The organism is Stutzerimonas stutzeri RCH2 (assembly GCF_000327065.1).
GTDB lineage: Bacteria > Pseudomonadota > Gammaproteobacteria > Pseudomonadales > Pseudomonadaceae > Stutzerimonas > Stutzerimonas stutzeri_AE.
The window spans coordinates 308,093-324,538 of the sequence record NC_019936.1 but is presented as its reverse complement, the minus strand read 5'-3'; the positions used below and the strand labels follow the sequence as shown (position 1 = coordinate 324,538).

Annotated in this window: 12 protein-coding genes; 4 read left to right on the top strand and 8 right to left on the bottom strand. The window is 61.1% G+C overall.

All coding sequences use genetic code 11. The features are described 5' to 3' along the window. Window positions 1-13: 13 nt before the first annotated feature. The 8 genes from PSEST_RS01505 to pilG form a co-directional block, all read right to left on the bottom strand. On the bottom strand, window positions 14-484 hold the full coding sequence (locus PSEST_RS01505) for a chemotaxis protein CheW (protein WP_015275310.1): 471 nt from the start codon (window positions 482-484) through the stop codon (window positions 14-16). Beyond that, window positions 481-1,533 (bottom strand): chemotaxis protein CheB, encoded by a 1,053-nt coding sequence (locus tag PSEST_RS01500; protein ID WP_015275309.1) that lies wholly within the window; start codon window positions 1,531-1,533, stop codon window positions 481-483. The genes PSEST_RS01505 and PSEST_RS01500 overlap by 4 nt, the downstream gene beginning before the upstream one ends. Next, entirely contained in the window at window positions 1,526-8,752 is a 7,227-nt protein-coding gene (locus PSEST_RS01495) for an Hpt domain-containing protein (protein WP_015275308.1), read from the bottom strand. The genes PSEST_RS01500 and PSEST_RS01495 overlap by 8 nt, the downstream gene beginning before the upstream one ends. An 11-nt stretch (window positions 8,753-8,763) precedes the next feature. Then, window positions 8,764-9,630: a CheR family methyltransferase gene (locus PSEST_RS01490; RefSeq protein WP_015275307.1), complete on the bottom strand. Its 867-nt coding sequence runs from the start codon at window positions 9,628-9,630 to the stop codon at window positions 8,764-8,766. Window positions 9,631-9,690: 60 nt separating this feature from the next. Next, entirely contained in the window at window positions 9,691-11,739 is a 2,049-nt protein-coding gene (locus PSEST_RS01485; protein WP_015275306.1) for a methyl-accepting chemotaxis protein, read from the bottom strand. A 76-nt stretch (window positions 11,740-11,815) separates the two neighbouring features. Next, a complete protein-coding gene (locus PSEST_RS01480; protein WP_015275305.1) occupies window positions 11,816-12,352 on the bottom strand; it encodes a chemotaxis protein CheW in 537 nt (178 codons plus the stop codon). Window positions 12,353-12,393: 41 nt separating this feature from the next. Beyond that, the gene (pilH, locus tag PSEST_RS01475) at window positions 12,394-12,759 is read right to left on the bottom strand and encodes a twitching motility response regulator PilH (protein ID WP_003297216.1); all 366 of its coding nucleotides are present in this window, start codon (window positions 12,757-12,759) and stop codon (window positions 12,394-12,396) included. Between the two features lie 43 nt (window positions 12,760-12,802). Next, the gene (pilG, locus tag PSEST_RS01470) at window positions 12,803-13,210 is read right to left on the bottom strand and encodes a twitching motility response regulator PilG (protein ID WP_003282729.1); all 408 of its coding nucleotides are present in this window, start codon (window positions 13,208-13,210) and stop codon (window positions 12,803-12,805) included. A 236-nt stretch (window positions 13,211-13,446) separates the two neighbouring features. Here pilG and gshB point away from each other — a divergent pair, with 236 nt between their 5' ends. From gshB to ruvX, 4 genes are all read left to right on the top strand, one after another. Continuing rightward, the gene (gene gshB, locus PSEST_RS01465; protein WP_015275304.1) at window positions 13,447-14,397 is read left to right on the top strand and encodes a glutathione synthase; all 951 of its coding nucleotides are present in this window, start codon (window positions 13,447-13,449) and stop codon (window positions 14,395-14,397) included. An 87-nt stretch (window positions 14,398-14,484) separates the two neighbouring features. After that, window positions 14,485-15,378, top strand: coding sequence for an energy transducer TonB (locus PSEST_RS01460; RefSeq protein WP_015275303.1), 894 nt, complete (start codon window positions 14,485-14,487; stop codon window positions 15,376-15,378). 63 nt (window positions 15,379-15,441) lie between these two features. Then, window positions 15,442-16,011 (top strand): YqgE/AlgH family protein, encoded by a 570-nt coding sequence (locus PSEST_RS01455; RefSeq protein ID WP_015275302.1) that lies wholly within the window; start codon window positions 15,442-15,444, stop codon window positions 16,009-16,011. Then, window positions 16,008-16,436: a Holliday junction resolvase RuvX gene (gene ruvX / locus PSEST_RS01450; RefSeq protein ID WP_015275301.1), complete on the top strand. Its 429-nt coding sequence runs from the start codon at window positions 16,008-16,010 to the stop codon at window positions 16,434-16,436. The genes PSEST_RS01455 and ruvX overlap by 4 nt, the downstream gene beginning before the upstream one ends. Window positions 16,437-16,446 lie beyond the last annotated feature (10 nt).

Genomic DNA, 16,446 nt, shown 5'->3' with positions numbered 1-16,446 from the left:
CAACCAGGCGTGATCAGATCAGGCCGGCATCGGCCAGCTTCTGTTCCAGGCCGACCAGATCGGGTATGCGCGCCTGCACATCACCGAGGTTGACGGCATCGAGCTCCAGCGGCGCAAGCGCCACATCCGCACGCGCCAGGCTGGCATCGACCTTGATCGAGTGCGGAATGCCCTGCACCAGCAACGCAATGAACTTCACGTGATCACGCCCGCCAACCGCATTGAGCACGGCCACCCGGGCAGTGTTGCTCACCGGCTGCGCCTGGCCGTTGGACGCGGCTTCGAACGAAAGCAGCGGAAGGCTCAGGTCGCGCCATTGCACCTGCCCGAGAAACCATGCCGGCATTCCCTGCACCGCCTGTGGCGCGCGATAGGGAATCAACTCGGCGACGGCCACGTTGGGCATCAACAGCATCCGATCGGCAAGTGGCATCAGCAGCCCGGTAAGGCTTTCCACATCCTGAGAAACGACCATCTGACTCATGAGTTATCCCGTTTAAAAGACGTGGTGGGCGTGCCGACCTGATTGACCAAATGATTGACCAATGCCTGAGCCAACTCGCGCGAATCACCGCTGTAGGAGCTGTAGCCGCCTTCGCGAAGGTTGTCCGGCATGCTCGAGCAGGCACAGGAGTCGGCACGCTGGGTCCAGACCTTGCCGCCCTGGCGCAGCACATAGGCGGCAGCGGCACTGCCGTCGCTGCCCATGCCGCTGAACGCGATGACGCCGCACCGCTCGCCAAACTGCTGAGCCAGATTCAGCATCATCTGATCGATCGAGGGACTGTACGGCTCCGGCCAGCAGCGACCATTCAGTCTTGCATTGCCATCGCTGTCGAATCCAAGCTCCTCGGCGATGGGCGCGATGACCACTTCGCCACAACGCACTGGCTCCCCTGCCCTGACCTGGCGAACCTGCCACTGACTGTGCCGCCCGACGGCCTGGGACAGCGCCGATTCGAAACTGGCTTCGATGTGCTGGGCATAGATGAAGCCCACCGGAAGACCGCCGGGCAGCGCATCGAGAAACGCCTTCACCGCCTCCGGCCCGCCCAGCGAAGCCGCCAGCAGCCATACCTGACTGGCTGGCTCACCGGCCAGCAAGGCGGTATCGGCCAATAGTGGCGGGAGCGTCAGGCGTTCCGGGCGTTGCCCTTCGCCCTGCAGCACATCCAGACGCGGACCCACCGCGCGCGATGGATCGCCCACCAGACGCTTCAACTTGCTGAAAAGGCTGCGTTCCCAGCGTGGATAGAATTCCGAATGCCGCTCCGGCGCATGCCCTTCACCGAACAGCACCCGCGTGGTGTCTCGCTCAAGCAGCGCATCCACCAATGGCGAGTCCTCGGTCTGCGCCAGATCGACCAGCCACAGATCAGCTTCGGTGCTGTCCAGATCGGCAGGCTCAAGGCGCGCCGGGTCGTTGTTCAGCACCACCTGATAACCGCTGCCAGTCAACGCCTGCTGCAGCACGTGGCGCTGCAGCGAGGTATCGGCCAGGACCGCTATACGTGCGCAGAGGACTTCAGACATCGGCATGCACCAGCCGCTGAATCGCCTCGAGCAACACCGACTCCTGGTACGGCTTGCCGAGGTACTCATTGACGCCAATGCTCAACGCGCGATCGCGGTGCTTCTCGCCGGTACGCGAGGTGATCATGACGATCGGCAGATCCTTCAGGCGTTCATCGTGACGTACCAGCGTGGCGACTTCGAAGCCGTCCATGCGTGGCATTTCGATGTCCAGCAGCATGATGTCCGGCTTGCGCTCCTGCAGTTGCGTAATGGCATCCACACCGTCCTTGGCAGTCAGCACGTTCATGCCGTTGCGCTCCAGTAGGCGACTGGTGACCTTGCGCACGGTGACCGAATCATCGACCACCATGACCAGTGTCGGCCGCTCGCTTTCCACCTCGACCGGCTCATGAGTCTGATCGAACAAGCGCGGCTGTTGCAGCTGAGTGAGTTGATACGCATGCAGCACACGAATGGTCGCCAGCAGGTCGAGAATCACCACCACGCGACCGTCGCCGAGGATCGTCGCACCGGAGATCCCGTGGACGCCGGCGAACTGCGGGCCGAGGCTCTTCACCACGATCTCGCGAGAGCCGGCAAGGCTGTCGACCTGCACCGCAACGCTGTGCTCCTTCGAACGAACCAGGATCACCGGCAAGGGCAGGCTCTGCCCGACCAACTTCGGCTTCTGCCCGTTATTCAAGAGATCGCCGAGATAACGCAGCTCGTATGCCTGCCCGGCATATTCGAAGCGTGGCGCGTCCGGCTGGTAGTAGGCCTCCAGCTCGTAGGGCGAGACACGCACGATACCTTCGATGGTATTCAGCGGAATCGCATAGAGATCCTCGCCGGAATACACCATCAGCGCCCGGTTGACGGACACCGTGAACGGCAGGCGAATCAGGAAGCGCGTGCCCTGGCCCAGGGTCGACTCGATGGTCATCGAGCCGCCGAGTTGCTTGACCTCCGAGTGCACCACGTCCATGCCCACGCCACGCCCGGATATCTGGGTAACACGCTCCGCCGTGGAGAAACCGGCTTCCAGGATGAACTGCAGAATCTCGTGCTCGGAAAGGTCGCTATCGGCCACCATCAAACCGCGTTCGATCGCCTTGCGCCGTACCGCGTCCAGATTGATACCGGCGCCGTCATCGGCCAGCGTCAGGACGATATCGCCCCCCTCGCGCGCCAGATCCAGGCGGATGGTGCCCTGCTCGGGCTTGCCGACAGCCCGACGGCGCTCCACCGACTCGATGCCATGATCGACGGCGTTACGCAGCATGTGCTCCAGCGGCGCGACGATTCGCTCGAGTACGCTGCGGTCCATTTCACCGGTGGCATTGCCGACCATGAATTCGACCTGTTTGCCGAGCTCACCCGCAACCTGCCGCACGATACGCCGCAGACGCGGAACCAGCCGCTCGAACGGCACCATGCGGGTACGCATGAGGCCTTCCTGCAGCTCGGTATTGACCCGCGCCTGCTGCAGCAGCAGGGTTTCGGCGTCGCGGTTACGCGCAGCCAGGGTTTCTTTCAGGTCGAGCAAGTCGGACGCCGACTCGAACAGTGCGCGCGAGAGCTGCTGCAACTGTGAGTGGCGGTCCATTTCCAACGGATCGAAATCGTCATAACCGGCACGTTCGGCCTCGGCCTGATAACGACTGAGGATCTGCGCCTGGGTTTCGGTATCCAAACGACGCAGTTGGTCGCGCACCCGCTCGATGGTTGCCTCCATCTCACCGAGGGTGAAACCCACGTCACTGACCTGCTGCTCGACCCGCCCGCGGAAGATCGATGTCTCACCGGCCAAGTTGACCAGACCTTCCAACAGTTCTGCAGGAACCTTGACCAACTCCTGCGGCGCGCGGCGCGCTGCCGCCTCCTGGGCTGCCAGCTGTGCACGTCGAATGAACGGCAACACCTTGGCCGGGCTGCTGCTCGGCGCGGGCTGGGTGCTGGCTGCGACGATCGGCTGCGCCAACATCAGCGGCTCGCTCGGCAGTTGCGGCTCGAGGTCCTGCGCTTCTGGCTGCGACGCTTCGCTGCTATCGCTGCGTGTCTCACCGTCACTCGCCAGGTTCGCGCGAAGCTGCTCGACATCTTTCAGCAGCGCGTCGTAACCCTGCTGGACATCAAGGAACAGACTGTCCGGCCAGGGAGCGCCTTGCTGCTGAGCCTCACCAAGCATCTGCTCCAGATCATGGGCCATGTTGCCCAGGTCAGTCTGCCCAGCCAGGCGCGCTCCGCCCTTCAACGTGTGCAGCACGCGCAGCATGTCAGCCAGGGGCGCTGCGTCTTCACGGCCGGCATCCCAACGACCGAGCGCCGACTCCATTTCCTCCAGCAGATCGTCGGCTTCCTCGACGAAAATATCGAGGATTTCAGCTTCGGCGGACTGCTGTGCATCGTCCTGAGCCGCCTTCAGCGAAACGCTGCTGGGAATGCTCAACTGCTCTTCGGGGTTGTTGCGAAAACGCCGGATCGTTTCGATCAGGGCTTCACCGCTAGGAACTGGCTGGTGCGCACGCACGGCTTCGAGCATTTCCGCCAGGCGGTCCTGACAGGCCTGCAGCAAGCCGAACAACTCAGGACTGGCACGGTAGTTACCTGCACACAAGCCTTCGTAGAGGAACTCGAGTTCATGGGACAGATCGCCGATTTCGCGGATATCCGCCATCCGCGCGCCGCCTTTGAGGGTATGCAGATCCCGCTGCAGCGCCTCGAGCTCGAAGCTGTTATCGACGTCCGCCATCCACCGCTGCAAACCACCTGCAGCGCTTTCGATGAGATCGAAACCTTCTTCGAGGAATATCTCCACCAGCTCGGGATCACGCTCGACGTCGTTCTGTACCGGACTCGAAATGTCGTCGAACGACGCCGGCGTCTCCTCCACGCCTGGAAGGCTGAATTCGATTTCATCGAGGTCTTCGGCGAGCGGAACATCGACAGCGTTAATTTCTTCCGCTACGGCTTTCTCCTGCGCCTCAGGTAAATCGTCCTCGATTTCCACCAGCGAAATATCAAGCGAGTCAGAAGAAAGCGGCTCGTCCTGCGGCTGGTCGGCCTGGTATTCGATCGTGAGCAGTTCTTCGTTCAGGATCGGATCATCGACAGGAAGGGGCTGACTGGCGTCGTCCTCCTCCACAGACTCGAATACCGGCAGGACGCCTTGGCGAAAGGCTTGCATCGATTCGATCAGCGCATCGGCGCAACTCATGGGCGTTTCGCGCTGCAACTGCTCTAGCTGCAATGCCAGGTGGTCATGGCTTCGCTGTAGCAGAGTCGCGAGTTCTTGCGAATGGACGTAGCGACCGTCAGAAAGCCCTTCGTAAAGCGATTCCAGCTCATGCGCCAAATCGCCGATGGGGCGAATGGCAGCCATGCGGGCACCACCTTTGAGGGTATGCAGATCCCGCAGCAGAGCTGATAGCGCCATTTGATTGGCTGGGTCAGCAAGCCAGCGATCGAGCGCATGGCCAGCGCTCTCCATCAGATCGACCGCTTCGTCGAGGAAAATCTCGACCATCTCATGGTCCAGCTCGTCCTGCGCCTCGTCAGCGGGCGCATCTTCCATCGGCCAAGCTTCGGCTTCGGCTTCGGCTTCGGCTTCGGCTTCGGCTTCGGCTTCGGCTTCGGCTTCGGCTTCGGCCGGCAACAGTGTCAGTGGCGCTTCGATCGCTACTGCAACCTGATCCGGCTCGACTGATCGCTCAAAAGGTTGCTCCAGCGACAACGGATCAATGGCTTCGGCAAGCAGCGCCTCAAGCCGCGCGACCAGTTCCGACTGTTCGCTGACCTGCAGCGCGGCAGCGACCTGGTCCATCATGCCGACCAGTGCCTCGTGCCCTTGTTCGACATCGTCGAAGAATCGTTCACTGACCGCCAGCCGACCCTCCTCCACCACGGCGTACAAACGCAGCAGCACCTGACACAGCGCCTCCATCTGCGGCAGATCGGCCATCTTCGCGCCCTGCCCGAGCGTCGTCAGCTCCTGTAGCAGCGCCGATAGCTCCTGACGCTCGGCCGGATGCTCGCGCCAGCTGCGCAGCAAATCTTCAGCATCCAGCAGGATATCCATGCCTTCGGAGAGGAACAGCGCAATCATGTTCGGATCGCGAGTCTCACCCGCATCGTTGTGCTGACGGGCACCGGCTTCCACCAGCCTTGCCTGATGCAGCGTATGGACCTTGAGCAGAAATTCCGCGGCCCCCTCGATCGGCGCCAACGGCTCATGGTCGAGATTGGTCAGCCCTTTGCGCAGCAGCAGCTCGGCTTCATGCAGCAGTTCAGCTTCAGCCAGATCCATCTGAATCAGGTTGGTTTTGAACTCCTTGGCCATCTTCTCCAGCGGCGTTGCAATCTCCGCGACCGGCAGAATGCCGGCCATGTGCGCACTGCCCTTGAGCGTATGCAATGCGCGCTGCAGCGCATCGGTAACCGGCTGAGGGAGTCGCTGAGCGCAATCGGCAAGGAAACTGACCAGCGTAGTCAAATGCGCCTCGGCTTCGTTGCGGAAGATTTCCAGCAACTGAGGGTCGAGTGCGTCATCGTCGGCCGAAAAGGTCTCTGGGGACGAGTCTTCCGCTGGCGTCGCAGGCATCACCGCAGGCTGTGACAGCATCGCCGGCTGCCCCTTTGCCAGCGCATGCGCAGCCGCGGCCAGTTGATCGACATCGTCACGCTGACGCTGTGCCTTGGCCGCAAACTCATCGACCAGGGCAGGCATCAGCGCGATGACCCCGGTCACCACCTGCTTGACTGGATCGGTGACCTGGATGCTGCGATCCAGAACACGGTTGAGCAGATTCTCGATAGACCAGGCAAGCTCGCCAATGATCAGCGCACGCACCATTCGCCCACTGCCTTTGAGCGTATGGAAGGCGCGGCGGACTTCACCCAGCGCCTCCTTGTCTTCAGTATCGGCAAACCAGCGCGGCAACTGTTCGCCAATGGTCTCCAGTACCTCCGCAGCTTCCTCGATGAAAACCTCGAGCAGATCCTCGTCGACCGGCTCCTCGTCGTCGGGTGGCGGCAAGAGGCTGGGCGGGACATCCTGGGCTGGTGGATTTATGGCGGCGACCGGTGCCGCCATGACCTGTTCCAGGCTGAGCGCGGGCTCGGGCTTAGCAACCGACGAAGGCTCAGCTTCGCAATATTCCGGCAGCGTCACGTCAGGTAGATCGAGCTCGGCGACCTGTGCCTCGCTCCAGTCACTCAGGACGGGCTCATCATCCATGGGCAGCGGCCCAGGCGCCTGGACGTCGTCAGGCAGCCTGAAGATGATTTCTTCATCATCAGGCAGCTCTTCCAGCGTCCATTCGGAGCCGGTTTCAGTTGCTTCGTCGACGACGTCGGGGTGCGCATCAACTCCAAACAGTGCGTGCGGCTCGCTCGCAAGCTCGGGCTGTGTAACAGGCTGAAACTCATCCTGAGCGGCCGGGGCGAACTCGAACTCATCCAGAGCCGGGTCTTCGGGTAGCACTTCTATTTCATCCAGCGGTTCGACCAGATCGGCCGCCACCGGCGCAGCCTCAGCGCCAACAGACCGTGCACTTCCAAGCGAATAGCCAAGGTTCTGCAGGCTTTCTTCCGCCACATCCAGAATCAGGTCACCTTGGGTACCGCAATCCTCGGACAGGCGCTCGAGGTAATACTCGACGCTGGTAATTGCATCAGCCAGGGTATCCAGACTCTGCCAATCTGGTACAGCCTTACGGGCCAGGAGCTGGTCCTGGATATAACCATTGCAGGCCTGCAGCAACGCAGCGGCGCGCTCCAGGGGGATCATCGCCAGACCGCCACGAACCTGCGTCAGCAGCTCCGGCACCCGTGCAAGATGCTCATGGTTCCACTGGGACGCGATGAATTCGATGATCGCGTCCTTGGCCTGCTCCAGGCCATTACGCGCCTCACGAATCACCAGTTGGTGGATCTGAGCGACATCGGTGGTCGGCAGTTGACTGGCTTCGTTGCGTTCCTCAACCGGGCCTCCAACCATGCCAGCCAAGGTCGCTTCTACGTACAGCAGGGCTCCGGCGATATCCATCAGCACAGCGTCATCAGGCGCCTGCCTACCCTGTGCGACGGACTGCACGAGGACGATCTGGTCGAGCACGATCTTGCGTGGTTGTGCGAAGCCAAGAACAGCCAAGGTGTCGGCGATCTGCTTGAGCGGCACTTCAAGGCTGGCGAGATCGCCAATGATCTTGCGATCGCTGCGCACGAACAGATCAAGACTGTCCTTCACCCGCACCAGTTCTTCACAAAGCGCAGCCACCACCGAGCGCATCGCACCGCGGTCCGGGCCTGCCAGCTGGGCACGCTCCTGATCGACCACGGCACTGTCTGGCAGAGCTTCGTCGAGGCGATATTGCTGCTTGAGCGACTGGATACGCGGCGTCTGCCCCGGCGCCTTGGCGACGTAGAACAGCAGGTTCTTGATCAGTTCATCGGGAGCAGCCTGATTCAGGCCATCGGCACCTTCCTCGACCAGCCGCTTGAGCTGCTTGTCGACCTGGCGCAACAGGGTGCGAACCGAAGTCCCGTGGCTTACCTCTCCGCTGGCCAGGCCCTCGACCATACCTGACGCGATCTGCCATAACGCTTCCAGTGGCGCATCCTTGCAGAGCACTTCCAGTCGCGCGAATACCCGGGCCATGTAGCCCAGGTTGGTCGGCATGTCCTGATTACGGATCACTCCGACCAGAGCCACCTGCAGCATCTGCCGCAACTTGCGCAGCAGCGCCGGCAGCTCATTGGTGCGCAGACGTTCGACCGATTCCTGGGGCAGCGCTGGAGCTCGCCCGGAAAGGTCAGGGGAAAAAAGACTGGTTTCGGAAAGAAGCTTCTCGCCGCGAGCGGCACGAAGATCGTTTAGTAGCGGAAGGACCACCATCGGCAGGTCGCGCCGGGCGCTCTGAATGCGATCCAGATAGACAGGCAACTGCAGGATCGCCTGCATCATGACCTCGAGCGCTTCGCCCTGGTTCGTGACGCGGCCCTCCAACAGCGCGCGGGCCAGCTGCTCCATTTCCTCGGCGAGCAAGGCTGCACCAAAGAACTCAACCATCTGCAGAGTGCCATGGACCTGGTGCACGTAGGTCAGGCAAAAGCGCATCCGAGTTGGGTCCTGAGGGTTCTCGACGAACGCCTCCAAGGCCTGACGCGCCTGCTTAAGCGTCTCGGCAATTTCGCCTTTCACCCACTCCAGGGCGACATAATCGTGCCGATCACCCATAGCGACTCCGCTCATAAACTTTTCCGGGTAAAAGCCAGAACCTGATCGTTGGCCACCGGAAGCAATTCCGGATGCTGCCAACCAACCACTTCACCTACGCCAATCACCAGTAATCCCCCCGGGGCCAGGCAATCCGCCAGGCGATTGAGGATTTCTCGGCGACGCCAGCGGCGGAAGTAGATCAGCAAGTTCTGACAAAAAATGACGTCCATGCCGGACACTGGCGAGTTGGCCAGCTCCAGCACATTGAGCCTGGCAAAGCACACACGCGCAGCCAGGCCGGGAATGATTTGAAAACGGGCATCGGGCAGCGGTAGGAAATAGCGCTCACGCAGCGGCGTCTCGACCTGCTCCAGTTTGCGAGCGCCGTAGATTCCGGCACGGGACTTGGCCAGGGCGCTCAGACTGATATCGGTTCCGGTAACGCCGAAGCCACCATTGAACTCGCATCCGGTCAGTACCTCCGCAGTCGCCATGGCCAGCGAAAAGGTTTCTTCGCCGCTAGCGCAACCTACACTCCACAAGGCCAGGGGTCGCTCGAGCGTGCTCTGCGCCACGCGCCGCCGTAGATAGGCGTCGAGTAGTTCAAAAGAAGCAGGGTGCCGAAAGAAACGTGTTTCCTGCACGGTCAACCTGTCCATGAGCGTCGACCACTCAACCGCACCACGAGGACCAGAGGTGACCTGCCGGTAATAGCTGGCGTAGTCGGGAGCACCGACCTCGCGCATGCGAGCACTCAGATTGGTCTGCAGGAAGCTGCGCCTGCGTTCGCTAACGACCATGCCGGAGCGCTCTTCGAGGAGCGTCTGCCAGTCATGGAACTCCGTCGGCGACATATCGGCCAAGGGCTCCAATGCCCAGTCAAACCTCGGCTGCATGCCCTGCCCCTCGCTCGTGATCATCGGCGGCAGCCATCAAATGACTGCCGCACCCTCAAATCAGGCCTGATCCGGAGCATCCGGCAGGGTAAAGCCGGAAACGGAATGGCGCATCTCGTTGGCCATCTTGGCCAAATTACCGATGCTTTTCGCCGTTGCGGTAGTACCCGATGAGGTCTGCGAGGTGATCTCCTGGATCACGTTCATGGTGTTGGAGATGTGACCAGCCGACGAAGCCTGCTGGCGGGCCGCGTTGGAGATGTTCTGGATCAGTGCCGCAAGCGTCTTGGATACCTTTTCGATCTCTTCCAGTGCCACACCGGCGTCCTGCGCCAGACGCGCACCGCGCACTACTTCCGAGGTGGTCTGTTCCATCGAGATGACCGCCTCGTTGGTGTCGGTCTGAATGGTCTTCACCAGCGCCTCGATCTGCTTGGTCGCGGCCGAAGAACGCTCTGCAAGGCGCTGAACTTCGTCGGCTACCACCGCGAAGCCTCGACCTGCGTCGCCAGCCATGGATGCCTGGATTGCCGCGTTAAGTGCGAGGATGTTGGTCTGGTCAGCAATGTCGTTAATCAGGCTAACGATGTCACCGATCTCCTGAGACGATTCACCAAGACGCTTGATTCGCTTGGAGGTGTCCTGAATCTGCTCGCGGATGTTGTCCATGCCGGTGATGGTGTTGTGCACCACCTCATTACCCTTGTTAGCGATTGCTACGGAGCGCTCCGCTACCGCCGAGGATTCCGCGGCGTTGGCCGATACCTGGTCAATGGAAACGGCCATTTCGTTGATTGCCGCAGAGGCGCCGGCGATCTCCTGGGCCTGATGTTCGGAGGCCTCAGCAAGATGCATGGCTGTCGCCTGGGTTTCCTGGGCTGCACCCGAGACCTGAACCGCGGTCTGGTTAATGGTGGCTACCAGTTCGCGCAGCTGGTCGATGGAGTAGTTGATCGAGTCAGCGATCGCACCGGTGAAGTCTTCGGTTACCGTGGCGGCTACTGTCAGGTCACCGTCAGCGAGATCGCCGATTTCGTCGAGCAGTCGCAGAATCGCGGCCTGGTTACGCTCGTTTTTCTCCGCAGTTTCGCTAAGGCGGCGACGCGCCTCCTGAACCATCACCAGACCGATCAGGATGATGGAAGCCAGCGCCAGGGCACCGAGCACATAACCGAGAATGGTGTTCAGGTAACGGGCATCGGCACGGTTCTGCAGGCCTTGAGACAGCGCGGAGGTCTTGTCCAGCAGGGTCTGAGAGACTTCGAAGATACTGTTCGCCGACTCGCGCACCTGGAACAGCTCGGGTGACGTTTCGAGAATCTCATCCACCGAGCCAGATACGAACTGGAAGAGTTCGGCAATCTCGGAGAGACGATCCCGTGCCTCGTCATCGGCTACAGCGGTGATCCCCATGGCGACGTTGCCTTCGATCATCGCGTTCAATACGCGACCGAACAAACTGGCATCACGGCCGAACATATCCGCCGCCTGAACCGAGTCCTGGTCACCGGAAAGGACCTTGTTTACCGAGCCGAGAATACGTTCGGCCAGCAACGACTGGCGCTGGGCCACCGAAACCTGAGCAGCTGGCGCACCACTTTCCAACAGAATATCGACGACTTCCTCGTACTCGACCTGCAGCTGGGGAATGGTTTCGGCCAGAGTACTGGCTACCTGGTGCAACGAAAGTACGGTCTGTTCGCTGGAAAGGATGGCGTCGGTATCTCGACGCAGCGTGTTCCAGTCCTGCTCCACCGCGTTCACTTCCGTGCGCAGCGACTCGGGCACGGCGGGCAGGCCGATGCTTTCGTTGCCTTGCGCCAGATAGCCCCAACGCTGGTTGAAGTCGTTACGGGCCTGCTTCAGAGAAGCGAACGCTTCCTGGGTGCCCGTTGCCGCTTCCACGGCATCCTTGGCGATCTGCTGGGACAGTACGCGCAGCTCTCCCGCGTGAGCAATGTATTCGTTGTCGTGATCCGCCTGCGTATTGACGTACGCGAAGTTCGCGAACAGCAATACGATCGAAACGACCAACACGACGAACAAACCGGTGGTCAGCGTGTTGCTGCGCACCCCGCTCAGTAGAGCATTAGCATTTATTTTGATCATTATCCGGCCCCCGCCTGGACCCCCGTGCGCTTCCATCCAAGAACCAAAAGGCCGACCTCGGTCGACCCACCTACAACTAAAAAGCGACGTCTAAAAACGCCTGATGCGTCGCCAGCGCGTGCGGGCTGAAGACCAGCCAGGGCTGCTCGCGCTGAAACACACCATGAATAAATGGCTGAATCGATGCTTCGATCGGAGGCAACTCCTCCGAAAAAGCTTCTACCGGGAAGTGTTGCATGCCGAAGACTTCGTCAACGGTAAGGCCGGCAAACACTTCCTGATGATCGACCACCAGCACCCTGCGCTGCTTGCGCAAAGGTGAAAGCTCCAAGCCGAAATAGCCGCAAAGATCCATCACCGGCAATAGCCTGCCGCGGACGTTTGCCACCCCCTTGACCCAGCTCTTGACGCCTGGAAGCAGGGTGTAACGAGGCTCATGAAGAATTTCACCGACCTCGCCCATTGGAGCGACGAACAAACGCCCTCCCATTCGGAAGCCGATCCCTCCCCAGGTCTGTACGGCTTCCTGTTGAGAAGGCAGGCCCGCCGCGTACCGGCGGCATCGCTTATCAAGCTCCAGCAGCTGCTGAAACGGCGTTTGCATGTCAGCCATGCTGGCCACGTCCCTTTGTCCGAGTGTTGGCTACCCCGGCGTCAGCCCGCCAGAACGGCATTCAGGGTTTTCAGCAATGTGGCTTCGTCCACCGGCTTGGTCAGGTAATCCTTCGCCCCTTGGCGCTTGCCCCAGACCTTATCGGTTTCCTGATCCTTGGTGGTAACGATGATCACCGGAATGTGACTGGTTTCAGAATCTTTGGTCAGCTGACGCGTGGCCTGGAAACCATTCAGCCCCGGCATGACGATATCCATCAGTACGGCGTCCGGTTTTTCCTGGCGCGCCAGCGCAACGCCATCGGCACCGTTCTCGGCTTTCAGCACCACATGGCCGTGCTTCTCCAGCATGGCGGTGAGCTTGTACATTTCGGTCGGCGAATCATCAACAATCAGAACGCGAGCCATGATTTCTCCATAGGAAGGCTTCAGCGGCAAACAATGCCGAACTTCAGGATGCTTGCTCCACCGGCGCGAAGTCAGGGACATGAGCCTTGATCGCACCGAGCAGCTCTTCTTTGCTGAACGGCTTGGTAAGGTATTGATCGGAGCCGACAATACGCCCTTTCGCCTTGTCGAACAGGCCATCTTTGGAAGACAGCATGATGACTGGCGTCGACTTGAAGGAGCTGTTGTTCTTGATCAATGCGCAGGTCTGATATCCGTCCAGCCTGGGCATCATAATATCGACGAAGATGATGCGGGGATGAGTATCCGCAATCTTGGCGAGCGCATCGAAACCGTCCACTGCGGTGATGACATCGCATCCTACTTTCTTCAGCAGGGTTTCAGCGGTACGACGAATCGTTTTCGAATCGTCGATCACCATGACCTTCAAGCCCTCGGAGTGCTGTTCCATTTCGCCCTACCATCGCCTCGGTGAGTCGTAGTTTATCGTTATGTCAGTGCGCCGGAGGCCCTGCCACCGATGGGCTGCACCCAATCGCCGGACCTTTTTAGCACACTCCTCATGCACGCGCTATCAACCGGAAAAGCATCCGGATTTTCCTTGACCCAGTGCACAACCACGGCCAATCTGCAGCGACATTTTGAGCCACTGGCGGCCCGCTGCCGCCCACTGCCGGAGAACACCTCATGACCGTTCGCGTCGGGATCATCATGGACCCTATCGCGCAGATCGCCTTCAAGAAGGACAGCTCGCTGGCCATGCTGCTGGCGGCTCAGGCGCGCGACTGGACACTGTTCTATATGGAGCAACGCGACCTTTATCAGCTCGGCGACCAGGCTCGTGCACGCATGTGCCCGCTACGGGTATTCAACGACCCGCAGCACTGGTTCGAGACGGATGAGGAAATCGACGCAGCCCTAGCTGACCTGGACGTGATCCTCATGCGCAAGGATCCGCCCTTCAACAGCGAGTACATCTACGCAACCTATCTGCTGGAGCTGGCGGAAAAGGCCGGAACGCTGGTAGTCAACCGCCCGCAGAGCCTGCGCGACTGCAACGAGAAATTTTTCGCCACGCAATTTCCGCAATGCACGCCTCCGACACTGGTCAGTCGGCGCTCGGACATTCTCCGCGAGTTCGCCCGCGAGCACCGTGACATCATTCTCAAACCCCTCGACGAGATGGGCGGCGCCTCGATCTTCCGTCATCGCGAAGGCGACCCCAACCTGTCCGTCATTCTCGAAGTGCTGACCGAACACGGCAGCAGGCAGATCATGGCGCAGCGCTACGTCCCGGCTATCAAGGACGGCGACAAACGCATCCTGATGATCGACGGAGAGCCGATTCCGTATTGCTTGGCACGAATTCCCGCAGCGGGTGAAACGCGTGGCAATCTCGCCGCGGGCGGCCGAGGTGTGGCACAACCGCTATCCGATCGTGATCGTGAGATCGCAGCAATCGTCGGCCCGGAGTTGCGCAAGCGCGGTCTGCTGTTTGTCGGCCTGGACGTAATCGGTGACTACCTCACCGAAATCAACATCACCAGCCCCACCTGCATCCGCGAAATCGACAACGCCTTCGATACCCGAATCGGCGAGCGCCTCATGGACGCGATCGCGGGCAAGCTGCAAGCTTGAACCAGCTAACAGCTTTGAGCTTGGAGCTTGCGGCTCCCAGCTCAAAGCCGGCAGACTGCGCGGCACTTCGAGCCGACCCGACCTGCGATGAACGCCGCTATCCGCCAACCTGCGCCTGAAACCACCCGAGTCCGCCCGGCGGACCGGCTCGGCTTCACGCTTTTTTTAGCTGCCGCATTGCACCTGGCCCTAATTCTCGGCCTGGGCTTCACGCTGTCCGAACCGAAACAGATCAGCAAGACGCTGGAAATCACTCTGTCAACGTTCAAGAGCGAGGAAAAGCCCAAGGAAGCAGACTTTCTCGCCCAGGACAACCAGCAGGGCAGCGGCACGCTGGAGCACAAGGCGTCGCCAAAAACCACCGAGCAGGCGCCCTTTCAGGACACCGAGGTGCGCAAGGTGACGCCACCGGCAGCACCACCGCGCAGCACGCAACCGGAACCGGCGAAAACAGTCGTCACCACCCGCAGCCGGCAGCCGGACAAGGCTGATACCAAGCAGCAGACCCAGCCGCAGCCCGAACCGCAGGCCGCTCCGGCGTTCGACAGCTCTCAGCTGAGCGCCGAAATCGCCAGCCTCGAAGCTGAGCTGGCACATGACGTCGAGCGCTACGCCAAACGGCCAAGGGTCAGCCGGCAGAATAGCGCTGCCACCATGCGCGATATCAGCGCCTGGTACCGCGATGAATGGCGCAAGAAGGTCGAGCGCATCGGCAATCTCAACTACCCGGACGAAGCGCGTCGCCAGCAGATCTACGGCAGCCTGCGCATGCTAGTGACCATCAACCGTGACGGCACCGTACAAGAGTTGCGCGTGATCGAGTCCTCCGGCCAGCCGGTGCTAGATGATGCCGCGCTGCGCATCGTGCGACTGGCAGCGCCTTTTGCGCCCTTCACCGGCGAACTGGCACAGAAATTCGATCAGGTCGAGATCATTCGCACCTGGCGCTTCGAGCGCGGCGACAAGCTTTCCAGCCGCTGACCATCGCTGGACCAACCGTCGCACCTGTAGCCGGAAAGCAGAGCAACGCTTAAGCTAGCGCGCATGAAAAGCACCGCGCCCAGTTACCTCAAGCATCACTTTCTGATCGCCATGCCCCAGATGGCCGATCCGAACTTTGCCCAAACGCTGATCTACCTCATCGAGCACGGCGCAGAGGGCGCCATGGGCCTGATCATCAATCGACCGAACGGACTCAGTCTGGCCGATGTTCTGGAACAGTTGCGCCCAGACGGGCCGATTCCATCGCTGTGCCAGAGCCTGCCGATCTTTTCCGGCGGCCCGGTGCAGACAGACCGCGGTTTCGTCCTGCATTCTGCCGATCATCAATTTCAGGCCACGCTGGCGCTCGGCCCGCTCGGCATGTCCACGTCACAGGACGTGCTGTTCGCCATCGCCGATGGCCAAGGCCCCGCCCGGCATTTCATCGCCCTGGGCTACGCCGGCTGGGAAGCAGGGCAGCTGGAGGCCGAACTGGCTGACAACGCCTGGCTCAGCTGCCCGGCGAGCACGGAAATCCTCTTCGATCTGCCCTACGACCAGCGCCTGAACGCAGCGGCCGCATCGCTGGGCGTCGACCTGCGCCTGCTCAGTACCCAGGTCGGCCACGCATGAGCGCGCCTCGCCTGCTGCTCGGCTTCGATTACGGCACCAAACAGATCGGCGTCGCCGTCGGCCAGATGATCACCGGGCAGGCGCGCGAGCTCTGCGTGCTCAAGGCGCAGAATGGCGTGCCGGACTGGCAGCAGATCGAGGCCTTGATGCGTGAGTGGCAGCCGGATGCGCTGGTCGTCGGCCTGCCCCTTAATATGGATGGTACGCCAAGCGACATGAGCGCCCGAGCCGAAAAGTTTGCGCGCCGGCTCCATGGACGCTTCAACCTGCCGGTACACACCCACGACGAGCGCCTGACCACGTTCGAAGCCAAAGGCGAGCGCCTGCGCCAAGGCCAGCACGGCGGCTACCGCGACCGCCCGGTGGATGCCCTGGCCGCAGCTCTACTACTGGAAGGCTGGCTGAGCGATCACCCCGCCGCCTGATCCGGACCCT